This is a genomic window from Robertkochia solimangrovi (assembly GCF_007279655.1).
Lineage (GTDB): Bacteria > Bacteroidota > Bacteroidia > Flavobacteriales > Flavobacteriaceae > Robertkochia > Robertkochia solimangrovi.
In genome coordinates this window covers 100582-113119 of sequence record NZ_QKWN01000013.1, presented here as the reverse complement: position 1 = coordinate 113119, position 12538 = coordinate 100582, and the positions used below count along the sequence as shown (strand labels likewise).

Below are 12538 nucleotides of genomic sequence, written 5' to 3'. Positions count from 1 at the left end.
TGCGCATCGTGCGATTAGTCCCAAGTCTAAACTCTGAAATTGTTTAAGAAAACAATTATTATCCTTTTGGATTGCGTCATAGCGGGTATAATGATATACAATCTAGCACGGTAGGAGGGAAGTTTATGTACAATGGAAAGGAGAATGACGAAAGTTTGGGATTGAATATTACCGAAATGGACTTTAGGAAATATGACCCGGCGATTGGAAGGTTTCATTTGATAGATAGATTTGCTTAGTCAGCACCTATGCATACACCTTATCGTTTTGGATTTAATAATCCCGGTTACTGGCGCGACCCACTAGGTTTATATGAGATAAATAGTAGAGTAGTAGAGAATGAAAATGGTAGTCAAAACACCATTACATCATTAACTTCAACAGACCCGACAGAAATAGCATTTATCTTGGACCATATGGAGACGAATGATGGAGGCAACATAGAGATTGCATTGCAGGATGCAGGATTTGCTATTGATTTAGACGCGGTAGAAATTACCGCAGAGAGTAAAGAGAGTAATCTTACAAGTAATTTTGGTTTTGTAACTGGAGCTGGTTGGTTAACAGGAGCACTCGTAGGTGCTGCTAGGGGAAGTGTTGTGCCTGTTGTTGGTACAGTTTTAGGTTTTGTCGGTGGAGCAGTTGCAGGTTATTATGCAGGCGAGTTAGTAGAGAAAATTTATTAAAATTAATATAGAAATGGAGGTTATAATACATAAAAAGAACAAAAATCGTCTTATTTTGTCAATAATATTAATAGTTCTATTAATTGTTTTATTTTATTTTTTAGTGATTTTTTTTAAAAATCCATCTGAACATACTTTTTTCTTATTTCCAACAAAGAACTCTATACTACTCTTTTCTTTATTTGGAATGACAGTTACATTAATAGCTTTCTTGAATTTTATTTATAATATTTTTTTTATGCCAAATCCTATTTTAAGGATAGACGACACAGGGATTTATAATGAATTTTTTTATTACAATAAAAAACATATTATATGGAGCGAAATAAAAACAATTCAAGCTATTAAATATAATCAGCATGAGCATTACATAGCAATATTTTTAAAAGAATTAGTTAATAACGAAAGGGGGATTAGAAGAATAATATTTTCTTTAAACCATAAATTAATTGGGACACCCTATTTAATTAATTATAGAAGTTTAGATTGTTCATTTAATCAGTTGAAAAAGGAAATTTTTGATGCTTATAAGCAGAATAGATGATTTAAAAACTACATTATAATCCTTATCTGTTTTGGCTCATTTTATAGTGCAAAAAAACCTACGGGCTTTGGAACAAAGGCCAGGTTTTCTATTTGCAGCAGTGAGCTTATCAGGGTCACGGGAGTAATCTGTAAGGAAGTGGAGAAATAGTTGATACTTATGATAAAGAGGGTAATACCATTTCTCAGGACGTAACAGGCTCAGCTGATTATAAAGGGATAACTATAAAAAATACCAGAACCACAACTCGCTCTGGAACGTCAGATAAAGCAAGTTTGGGTTATGAAGTCCAAAAAGCAGTAAAAATGCCGGATGGAGGTACGCAAATAAAAGCATCAATGAGCGCATTATTTAATTATAATTATTAATATGAATAAACTTATTTTAGTATTAATGGTGGGATTATTTATTATTTCATGTAACAAACAAAAAAAATGTCTCAGATCAATTGTGGATGATTATACCATTGAGGAGTATTTAGTGAAATATGATTCTTGTAAAAATGATCAAGATGAAATTGTAAAGGAATATTTCAACAAGAAGGGGGAATTAATATTTAAGGGAAAAGGTGAACGATCATGGAAAAAGGGTAAATGGGAATATTATAGAGAAAAAAAATTGCAAAGTGTTGGTTATTTTAATGATGGTGATCCCTTGGAAATTTATGATTTTATTTCAAAGGATACTATTGAATTTATAAATTATAATGACAGTATTAATGAATTTATAATTTCCTATCCAAGAACCTGGGGCTATGCTACAGAACATCCAGATTATTTGTTGTTTGCTGCTAAAGATTCATCTGATTATCATAAAGCAGGATTTAAGATAAGTAAATTGAATTACGACGGTTTATCGGTTGAGGATATTATAAATGGAGATCCTGAAGAATATTTGGGAAAAGGATATAGTGATCTTAAAATCAAATTTATTGAGGCCATTCCTAATGTGATAAATATAAAATTAGTTTATGCATGGGTCAATAATAACGGAAGAAGGCTTTATAATATTAATGCGTTTTATGATTTGAAAGATAAAAAGGAGATTTACGTTTTTTCATTTTTTTGTGATGAAGAATTTAAGAAAGACAATTTCTTAATTGTAGATGCAATTGAAAACTCATTTAAAGTTTACAATCCAATAATTAGGTGAATTGAAACGAAATTAATACAGCATTCCAAATAAAATGAAAAAATATACAGTAAATAATTTTTTTAAACCTGATATAAATAAATCCTAGGAATAACCCAGCTAAAAGGGATGAAATTATCGACTGAAGAATTGGAAAATGAATTAGACTAAAAAGGAGTGCAGAAAAAAGAATTGAAAATCTATCACTATTTTTTAATTGCAAGAGATTAATTATAAATTTTCTAAAAAAAAGTTCCTCGATTACTGGAGCGATAAGTATCGATGAAATTAAATAAGGGTAAATTTTGAAATCAAAATATAAGTGAACAAGTTGTATTTTAAATTGCCCAAAAAATAATTTAGATATAAGAAAATGAATCGTAAACTGTACTAATATAAATATAAGCAAGTACAACAAAGTTTTACAAACTTCCATTAATGATAAAGTGAAATCAACTTTTTGAAGATATACCAATTTTTGATTTAGAATAAAGACAATTATTAGAAATGAAAATAAAAAGTTTTCTGCCAAAATTGTATAGTTAAAATAATCGGAAGAATATGGAGAAACTAAATCAAAATAAAGTTGTTTAAAAACAAATAGAAATATTTTATCAAATAGTATATAAGATACTGTGAAAATAAAGGCTAAAAAACTTGAATTAATTTTTAAGTGTCTCATTTAGGGATTTGTAAATTGTATTATTTTTTAAATATAGAAATTGAATATAGTAATTATAAAAAGGTACTGGAATATATCTTTTTTGATAGGTGTGCCCTGTAAAAATTTTAGATAACGCTCCTTAAGTTTTAATATAAACTAAAGCTATTTTAAAACTGGTCTGTTTTTATAGTTTGAATGAAATTTCGCATTAAGGGATTTTGAACTCCATAGAGATTTCACATGTTTAGAAAGATGATTTATTTGTGATGTATAAAATAGTCAGTCTAATAATTCAGTGAGCTCTATCTCCAATTTAATTGATAGTATAGAGGATTATGATAGAGAAGCTGTAAATAATACAAAACAAAATGATTGATTCAATTTTTGCAATAATACTCTTTGTTGTTTATTCTATATTTATGACAAGAAATATTATTGTTTTTCAAAAAGAACATTTAGGACTTATAACTAAATCAGAGGATCCAGTTGTTTTAAAGTGGAAAAGGAGAAGGTTGATCAAGGGTTTCGTTTGGAAGCAAGTTAAATTGATTTTTAAAATACTTTTATGTCTTTTGACATATCTTTTTATTAAATTTAACATTTATAGTTATTTTTAATAAATAATTTTTGCAGATCGTCAACGTTACTTAATATTTATTTTTTAATTAACTAATAATCAGTATAATAAGTTATACAAGTTTGAATCCTGGCGAGGTCACATCAAGCAGAAAACCTGGTGCAAAAAAACCTACGGGCTTTGGGACAAAGGCCAGGTTTTCTATTTGCAGCAGTGAGCTTATCAGGATCACGGGAGTAAACCGGCCAATGGAGCTTGATGATTATTTTTGCTATTACAAATCTTAAACTTATATTGAAGTCTTTCTGTCAATCATTTTGCTGACGACCTATAAAATCACGAAAACAAACGGAATTAATAATTCTATAAATGTAAATGATGTTCTATAGAATTTATGATGTTAATTAAAGTTCAAAATAGCCATTTCCGGGACCTCTGGGCCTTTGTTCATCCTCTCTTTTATTTAGTTCCTTATCAATTTCATTTGCTGTTAGTAAATGCTCAGCAAATTTTTTCACTTCATCTAATGCATCGGCACATTGTAAAGCCTTGGCAAAACTCGCGAGATAATCATTGATCATTTGTAGTAATAATAATAGTGTTTTTAAAGGTATATTACCCAAATTCCGAATATAGTTCCACCAATCTTTGATACGATTTCTTTTAATTGTACCAGAATTTCCGGAGAGACCCGATTGATACAGGCGGTATAAAAAGTCAATTAATTGTTTCGCATGTATTGAATTATTCGGCTTTTCCAATAACATTCGGTAGTAATCTAAAGATTCGAGATATATATTTTTAGATTCCTCATACAATTCAAAAAAATCACTGTTATTGTTAAATAAATGGGTTTCGATATTATAGATGTATTCTTTATTTATATCAAATAATGAAGATAAAAAAGATTCGATTTCATATCCGAACGCGATAGCTTGTTCGATATCTTCTATGGATCCAAAAGACTCCCCTAAAGGAGCTGTGGTACCTGTTCCTTCTGTTGCCATATCAATTTATTTAGTTATTAAAGTTAATAAATTAAATTACAGTTGTTTAGGGTTCTATCCGATATTCATTTTTATTTCGGTAAGTGTAAATCGTCAGCAAAAAGAAGACAGTTGTATCAACAAGAAAAAATGTTATTTTTATAATCTCAGTACTAGCTTATATTTGAAACTAAAGTGTCTGAATTAGTTTGAAGACGTACAATCCTGATGGGATGTTTCCTTTCCCTAACCTGATAAGATCATTAAGAGAATATATCACTAAAAAAACTGCTGAAATTAAAGCGAGTATTAAGGAAAAAATAAAATCCACTATAAGTGATTTAAAGAATAATACGGAAGGTTTCAGTATATATGGAAATGGTTCAGGTGGTGACTCAACTCGTGATGACGATAAAAGTAAAGGATCAATAGATACTAAGGATATACCTAGTGTTCCAGGGAAAATTTCTTCTAAAAAAGCTGCTTTTAATAAATTATCAGAGCAATAGAGGCCGGTGCTAATGAAATGGATGGTGGATTGAAATTTATTGATGCTGGTCAGGCTGTACTAGAGGTAGTAAATGAAAAGTCTGATAATTTGATTTAGATTCAAACTTACACTAAATCTGGTGAAGTGACCTCAGGGATCAATGAAGATGGCAAAGTTTGGGCTATAGGGACAGTTAAAGATACAACTGTGATTGGCAGACGGAGCCAAGAAGACGAAATTAAACAAAAAGGATTAAGCATAAAAAAGCAAGACAGTTTAGAAATGAACCATGCTATGAACAAAGAATTGGAAAAATTGAAATTGACAAAGGAATAATGAAAAATACACTTATTTATATTTTTAAAAAGATTGTGTTAGTTGTAGTAATCTCCTCATTTTTTTATGGTTGTGTTGATGTTAAGCAAAGAAAAACCTTCTATGAAACAGGTGAATTAAAATCTATAAGTATATATGACCAGAATGGCTTAAAAAATGGGATTTATAAAGAGTACTATAAAACCGGATCAATTAAGGTCGTTGAAAATTATGAAAATGGATCTTTAATAGATACATCAGCATATTATAATGAAAATGGAATTAAAAATTCAGAATTCATTTATTCTCCAAATAAGTTGCCATTCTTTAAAAAATATTATCCAAATGGTCAAATTGGTCAAGAAGGATATATAATGAATGATACCACCTTAATTGGTTGGTGGAACTTTTATTCAGAAAGTGGGTATTTAGATTCTAAAATTAATTATGTAGACCCTAAAGGTTATTTAGAGATAAAAGATGAGATTAACTGGGATATCGAGAAATATATCGCGAAATTTCCTCATATAAATGAGTCTATATTTTATAGGCAAGATGGAACAATTATAAATGAAAAAAGTAATTTTTTTAATCTCTACATGGAGGATACATTAACCGATGACTCTAAAGCCTGGGCTTTTATTGAATTAACCCCACAGGTGGCTAAAACTACAGATTATTATGAAGTTTTTTATTGGCAAGAGGACACAAAGGGTAAGGTTGCTCATATCGATTCAACTATTCAAAAATTAAATAAACCTGCAGTTTTGAAATTGGATAAACAAATTAAGGGAAATATGTATTTAAAAGGATTTATTTTAGAACAAGGAATATACCCCGATGGTAACAATAAAAATAATGATAGTAGTTCGGTATACTCTAAAATCATGTTCTTTGAACGATATTATTACAGTTTATAATATGGTTCCTTTATTTTTTAGTGATTTTTTTTAAAAATCCATCTGAACATACTTTTTTCTTATTTTCAACAAAGAATTCTATACTTCTCTTTTCTCTATTTGGAATGACAGTTACATTAATAGCTTTCTTGAATACTATTTATAATCTTTTTTTTATGCCAAATCCTATTTTAAGGATAGACGATACAGGGATATAGAATGAATTTTTTTATTATAAAATAAGCTAGTGTTTTTATTAATAATTTAAATTCATAAATGGGAACACTAAAAAAGAAATCTGTTGCAGAATACGGAAAAGAAAGAAATGACTATATCAAGAAAAAAGGTTCTCTAAAGTCATTAAATTTCAGGAAAGTTTTTGTATTAAAATGTAATGTTATGAAATTATTCAATGGATTTTTGATTCGCTTTTTATGCTTAAGTATTTTAATTGGATGTACTAATCCCAATGAAAGTTTAAAGCCAATTATTGAAAGAGATTTAAATGAATATATAAGCAAATTTGGGAATAATAAATTATATAAAGAATCGACATTGCTTTTAACATTCTATGAGTACAATGATGTTAACTATTTTGCAATTACAACAACTCAGGCATATAAAAGCGAAGAAATTCAAGGAATGTTTTATTATGAAAATTCACCTATTTTAGTTGGATTTGAGGAAGGGAATTTGGATGAGGAAAAACTAAATTTAGTTTTAAATAATTCCAATTTACCGAAATATTTTGAGAATTATAGAAAGTTTATAAGGATAAATGAAGAAGTGAGTTCAGATAGTTACGATTCTCCTTATTTTAGATATAGAATAATAGATAATGAATTAATTAGAGAGAAATAAATTTCAGGTTAGATGAGTGTATATCGTCAGCAAAAAGTGGAGACCTCTAATTAAAAATTAAGCTATATTATGAAATTGAAGATAAGTGGAATTTTAATAATTTGTTTATTAACATCTTGTAAAATATTTAAGGGATCTGTTGCAGACAATTTGAGGAAATGTATTATAGATGAAGTAGATTATAAAGAAATAACTGAAAATAAATATGATTCAATTGATTATTATGAATTGTTAATTAACATTGAAAACAAAATTTTCGAATCTGGGGCAATATCGAACATAAAATTGAAATATTTAGATTTAATTTCTAAACTTGAAAATAAAGATTTTGAAAGTAAATTGAAAAATGACTTGATAAATGTAAGTTCAGAATTCTCATTTTATTTTGATTCTCCTTCTTTTTTATATGCGTGTAATAATTGTCCTCAATTAGTTAATATTAAATTTAAAGATGATGAAATATTGTTATTTTATAATAAATTGATTGATAAGGCATTAAGTAAAGGTGATATAGAAATTAGGAATTTAAAGGAATTTGCAAATTGTATTGAAGATAAATCCTTCAAACGAATTGAATATAGAAGTCTAATTATACAATTGGTGATCTTAAAAATTTTAATGGAAAAGGAAAAATAAGTATATGCGGAGAGTTGGAATTGGGCATTAGAGTTAAGTCCTGATCAACTTAATAATCAGCGTTTGTAAATCGTCAGAAAAAAGTGGGGTTTATTTTTTTCAATAAGCAGTTGGGAATCCTGTAAGCGTTCACAGAAGATGTAAATTAAATTGTGGAAAATACCTTGAGTAAAGTTCAAATATTATGTAAGCACCCACCATGGTTGCTCAGTAATAATGGTTCTGGTTATATCAATTGAGTATTGGCCGAATTCATTGATCTTAAGTGAATGTCCCATATGTGTGGCGACCCAATTCATCCTCAAACCCAGGGGAAAATAGAACGCTATCACAGGACAAAGAAAAATGTGGTGAAACAGGATAATTTTTACCATCCAGATGAGTTAATGGAGGCGTTGGAAAATTTGTAGATTACTAAAATAACAATCGCTATCATGAGTTTTTGGGACACCTGACTCCAGCCGATGTATATTACGGGAGAGCTGATAAAATTTTAGAACAAAGAGCAATTATTAAACGACAAACCTTTGCAGAGAGAAGACGGTTTTATCAACATGTAAAAATTTTAATTTTATAATCTCAGTACTAGCTTAGAATTGAAACTAAAGTGTCCGAAATAGTTTGAAGACGTACAGTAAGAATTTAGGAAGTTCCCAAAAGGTATTTTGGAGAAAATAAAAATACAATGAATAATAAAAAATATAATATAGCATTTGGTGTTTTAGCATTATCGATCTTAACATGCTATTATTTATCTTACTTATTTTCAAGTTCGATATTTATTTACATATCAATCCTTCTAGGTGTCTTTTTAGTTCTATTAAATTTATTTGCTTTAAGAAGAGCGAGCCTAAAGAATGGCATCAAAATTTATGGACTAGAGTTTTATAATTTAGACAAATTAATTTTGGGAATTTTGGCATTACTCTATTTATTCATCTTGAATACAGGAGTGCCTAGTGCAAAAATTTATTTGTTGACATACAGTTTATTAACATTCGGTTTATTAAGTAGTATTAGGATTGTGAAAACTAAATAAAAAGAGAAAAAAACACAGCGAAAGTTGTGGTTTTTTTATGCAATAGAATATTTTGATTATCGATATTGGATGCTAATCTTTGGGTTATTGGTTCTTATGCTTTTACTTTTGCGAAGTATTAGAACAAATAACCCGGTTAGGCAAAGTTTGTAATGCCGTATATGATATAAAAATAGAACCCACCTTTAACAAGTTGGTTTATTTATGAAAAAGCTTGTTTGATCATAAAATTCTGTATGACATTATAGTATCCGTCCGGCTAACCCCATCTTTTTCGGTATGGTACAAGACATTAGTTTAGCTGTCAAAATTTATGGTGGGTATTTCGGAGTAATGATAGTTCTTCGTTACTTTTGGTGAATTTAATTATAAAGAATTAGCCAAAACCATTCTTTTTAATAAGAGAAAATAGGCCCTTCAATACATCATTCTTTTTATATTCAACTTGATGGAATGGGTAATGTATTAAATGGGATATCTTATAGTGAAACAGAAACCACTACAGATGAAAGGGGTAATGTTGAACAAAAAAAGAATATTAACTATTCAGGAGGAGTATTAGACCAAGAAACCGGAGATATAATTTTTAAAGGGGGTCACAAAATAACATTAAGCTCTGATAAATTAGGAACAATAACTGGTGCTTCTGATTATATTAGAAGCGAAGGAACATCTTTTGCTCTTGATGCTGCACAAGATATAAAAGATGGCACAAATAATACTCTTGGATTTGTTGGTTTAACAAACACATTTGTAGGCATTGGTTCATTTGTTGCCTCAATCTTTATGCCTTTAGCGAAGGAAATGGCTAAGGAAGGTGTTAACATATCAAAGACAAATTATAGAAAAAGTATAGGGGGAGTCGTAAAAACTGAATTAAATACATATGAATAAATACTTGATAATATTTTTTATATTGATCTCAATAAGCGGGTGTAATAAAAAAAATAAAGAAATTGATGAAAATTGTTTTGCAATCTTGAAAATTGAAAAAGAAAATTTCTTTATAGAGATAAAAGAAGCAAACTATAGCTCGACTTTTAATATTTTGAGATTAAGGAATGAACTCAACAAAAGTAAAGACTTTTACTATAGTCTGAAACCAAAGTTAAATCATCAATATCTTATTAAATATAAGAAAGACATTGACCCACATTATTTAAAAAAAATTAAATCCATAATATTATCCTTTTACAAAGATAATATTGATAAAAATGAAATATCTGTTAAAGTTTATAATACATCTTATGACGAAATAAACATAGAGAAAAGAGAGAATATCAATAAATTTTTTCCAGCAATTATTTACAGTCCAATTAGGTGATGTGATCGCCCAAAAGGCTAATAGGAAATTATAAAAAGATATGATTAATAATAAAATTTCACTTTTTTTAAGTTTGATAATTTTTATCAATTGTAAAAACGGAAATAATTTAAATTCTCAAAAAAATAGTTCACAAGAATTATTACATAATGAAAAAGTTTCAAATTCGATTGATTCCCAGTTAAATGAGATTCAGACAACGAATCATACGCAAGAGTTTACTATATGTGATAGAGATTTCTTTAGATTTTTTGGGAAATTTAAAAATGACAGTTTATTCCAAGTCAATAAAATTAAATTTCCTTTGCAATCTATTTATCCATCAGATGATTTAGAATCAGATTATAATATTATAGATTCAATATCACAACAGGAATATAAGTTTATTAATTTTTCAAGACATGAGGATGGATGGAAAAAGGAAATTAATGCATTCAATATTGAATTGGAAAATTTAGAAAATATATATTTATATCGGTTAAAAGGAATCGATAATGGAATTAATATGACCTATAAATTCCAATTTATTGACAGTTGTTGGTATTTGGTTGCTATGGAGAATTATTCAACATAATAAAATCCCATTAGCTTAATTGCAACTTCCAATATTCAAATAAAACCACACTCCAAACACTTTGTAAACAGACTAATCCCCTTAGTAGGCCAACAGACCACACGAACGCTAGTTATGCTAGTTATTGGCATTCGTTGTTTTCATCCATTCTGTCTTATACGCTTCTAATTCTGGGTCATTGTTGGTTTTTGCAATTTGAATAGTTTTTTCATACCACAGTTCAGAATCTTGAACATTTCCAATAGCTTTAAAATAAATTGCTTTTGCAAAATATAACATTGAGGCATCAGGAAACTTATCAAGTCCTAAATTTAGAATAACGAGAGCATCTTCTAATCTGTTATTATCAAAATAAAAATTGGAAAACCTCTTGAACCACCTCGGTTGTCGGTAGTAGTTTTTAATAAAAGTCTTTCCATCAAACTCCTCTATAAGAGCATCGAAAAGTTTAAAGTTATCTTCTTTATGAGCTTGCAATAAGAGATAATGTTTAGTGTCATCGTGAATATCATTAGATATTTGATATCTCTTTGCTCTATTCAGGTAATGTTGCTTCAATTTTTCAATACCACCAAAATCTTTGAACTCTTGTATTGAATAAAATCGAACAGGTCCATAGTCACTAAAAAATAGTTTTAAACCTTCGTTTATGGTTGTCAATGGAGTGGTATAATGATTCTCATTATCAGAAAGGTTATACTTCCAATTTATGTTTTCAGTTGAATACTTTTGAAAAATAGAATCCAGCGAGAACATTGATTCTGTCGCCCAATTTTCAATAGATCCTAATACTGAATACACTGTTAATTGCTGTTTAGTACCATTTTTTAACATTTCACTAACCGATTTCAAACGGTCTTTTAAAATATGTGTTGGACTTGACAAAAGAAAGCCTTTAAACAGGTCGGATTTGTTTGCGATTATCTGAACACCAAGCCCTCCTGCCATTTCCCATCCAAAATAAATTCTGTCATTTGTTGTCCTGTATTTGGCATCAATCGCAGGAATAAGCTCTTTTTCTAAAAACCGAACGAATTTGGCGGAATCTTTATAGAATAAATTGCGTCTTTTGATAGGGTCTGTATTAATACCAACCACAATAAATTCTGGTGTAATTTCCTGCCAAGCAAGATTTTGCTGATACACAACTCCATTTAAAAAATAACGTTGTGCATCTATAACATAAAGTACTGGATAGGTTTTTGAGCCATTTTCATAACTGCTTGGTAAAAAGATTTTGATTTCTCGCTGTTCTTGCAGAGCATCTGACTTTAGAAGTATCGAATCATCCAAACTCTGACCCACAATATGGTTGAATGTAAATAGTATAATTATCGTATAAAAGATTTTTTCCATATGGTTTGCCGCAATTAATGCTGAGGGATTTCGCGTGTGATTAGTAGCGGATTTTCATTCATAAACCTTTCGGTTTTGCACTGACCTTTTTTTATATTCATTCTTTTGTTTTATCACTTATACGGCTATTACTTATATCCTGTATGCCTGTTACACAAGTTAGCAAAAATTTTAAAAATTCATTCTCAAACTGGATAATCCCCAAATTTGACGATTTACAGGAACTCCGTGAAAAAAGTTCGATTCTTGCCGGGAATATGTATAAGCATGAAATACCAAGACAAGATACTTCCCCGAAAGTAATCTTAAGGGACTTCATTTATTTTTAAAAGAGCCGATAGTGGATGATAGTTCGTTGTTATCCTAAGTGTGATTTTTCTGAAGAGCATATTGATTGCCTTACAGGTACATGTTTTCTTAGATCAAATCTGGATTTCGACTGCATTGTTTATGATT

The 12538-nt window shown here is 29.1% G+C and carries 14 protein-coding genes and 1 pseudogene; 12 read left to right on the top strand and 3 right to left on the bottom strand.

Features of this window, described 5'->3' with window-relative positions; translation table 11 throughout:
- Positions 1 to 68: 68 nt before the first annotated feature.
- The 4 genes and pseudogenes from DMZ48_RS18940 to DMZ48_RS16610 form a co-directional block, all read left to right on the top strand.
- A pseudogene (locus DMZ48_RS18940) lies at positions 69 to 239 on the top strand (RHS repeat domain-containing protein); the annotation flags it as partial.
- Positions 240 to 248: 9 nt separating this feature from the next.
- On the top strand, positions 249 to 686 hold the full coding sequence (locus DMZ48_RS16620; protein ID WP_143956301.1) for a hypothetical protein: 438 nt from the start codon (positions 249 to 251) through the stop codon (positions 684 to 686).
- A gap of 13 nt (positions 687 to 699) precedes the next feature.
- Positions 700 to 1230: an STM3941 family protein gene (locus DMZ48_RS16615; protein WP_143956300.1), complete on the top strand. Its 531-nt coding sequence runs from the start codon at positions 700 to 702 to the stop codon at positions 1228 to 1230.
- 369 nt (positions 1231 to 1599) lie between these two features.
- The gene (locus DMZ48_RS16610; protein WP_143956299.1) at positions 1600 to 2382 is read left to right on the top strand and encodes a hypothetical protein; all 783 of its coding nucleotides are present in this window, start codon (positions 1600 to 1602) and stop codon (positions 2380 to 2382) included.
- On the opposite strand, the gene DMZ48_RS18935 is transcribed toward DMZ48_RS16610, so the two are convergent.
- Positions 2375 to 2797: a CPBP family intramembrane glutamic endopeptidase gene (locus DMZ48_RS18935; protein WP_422395443.1), complete on the bottom strand. Its 423-nt coding sequence runs from the start codon at positions 2795 to 2797 to the stop codon at positions 2375 to 2377. The two genes, DMZ48_RS16610 and DMZ48_RS18935, sit on opposite strands and share 8 nt — an antisense overlap.
- A 1209-nt stretch (positions 2798 to 4006) precedes the next feature.
- On the bottom strand, positions 4007 to 4609 hold the full coding sequence (locus DMZ48_RS16600) for a hypothetical protein (RefSeq protein WP_143956297.1): 603 nt from the start codon (positions 4607 to 4609) through the stop codon (positions 4007 to 4009).
- A gap of 188 nt (positions 4610 to 4797) precedes the next feature.
- Between DMZ48_RS16600 and DMZ48_RS16595 the strand changes: the two genes are divergently transcribed.
- From DMZ48_RS16595 to DMZ48_RS16560, 8 genes are all read left to right on the top strand, one after another.
- Positions 4798 to 5097 (top strand): hypothetical protein, encoded by a 300-nt coding sequence (locus DMZ48_RS16595; protein ID WP_143956296.1) that lies wholly within the window; start codon positions 4798 to 4800, stop codon positions 5095 to 5097.
- Positions 5098 to 5222: 125 nt separating this feature from the next.
- Entirely contained in the window at positions 5223 to 5414 is a 192-nt protein-coding gene (locus DMZ48_RS16590; protein WP_143956295.1) for a hypothetical protein, read from the top strand.
- Positions 5414 to 6313, top strand: a complete 900-nt coding sequence (locus DMZ48_RS16585) for a toxin-antitoxin system YwqK family antitoxin (RefSeq protein ID WP_143956294.1) — start codon at positions 5414 to 5416, stop codon at positions 6311 to 6313. Before DMZ48_RS16590 ends, DMZ48_RS16585 begins: the two co-directional genes overlap by 1 nt.
- Before the next feature lie 255 nt (positions 6314 to 6568).
- Positions 6569 to 7153, top strand: a complete 585-nt coding sequence (locus DMZ48_RS16580) for a hypothetical protein (RefSeq protein WP_143956293.1) — start codon at positions 6569 to 6571, stop codon at positions 7151 to 7153.
- Between the two features lie 69 nt (positions 7154 to 7222).
- Positions 7223 to 7789: a hypothetical protein gene (locus DMZ48_RS16575; RefSeq protein WP_143956292.1), complete on the top strand. Its 567-nt coding sequence runs from the start codon at positions 7223 to 7225 to the stop codon at positions 7787 to 7789.
- A 1492-nt stretch (positions 7790 to 9281) separates the two neighbouring features.
- The gene (locus tag DMZ48_RS16570) at positions 9282 to 9722 is read left to right on the top strand and encodes a hypothetical protein (RefSeq protein WP_143956291.1); all 441 of its coding nucleotides are present in this window, start codon (positions 9282 to 9284) and stop codon (positions 9720 to 9722) included.
- Entirely contained in the window at positions 9715 to 10152 is a 438-nt protein-coding gene (locus DMZ48_RS16565; RefSeq protein WP_143956290.1) for a hypothetical protein, read from the top strand. The genes DMZ48_RS16570 and DMZ48_RS16565 overlap by 8 nt, the downstream gene beginning before the upstream one ends.
- Positions 10153 to 10192: 40 nt before the next feature.
- Positions 10193 to 10726, top strand: coding sequence for a DUF4348 domain-containing protein (locus DMZ48_RS16560; protein WP_143956289.1), 534 nt, complete (start codon positions 10193 to 10195; stop codon positions 10724 to 10726).
- 117 nt (positions 10727 to 10843) lie between these two features.
- Here DMZ48_RS16560 and DMZ48_RS16555 read toward each other — a convergent pair whose 3' ends face one another.
- A complete protein-coding gene (locus tag DMZ48_RS16555) occupies positions 10844 to 12082 on the bottom strand; it encodes an alpha/beta hydrolase (RefSeq protein WP_143956288.1) in 1239 nt (412 codons plus the stop codon).
- Positions 12083 to 12538 lie beyond the last annotated feature (456 nt).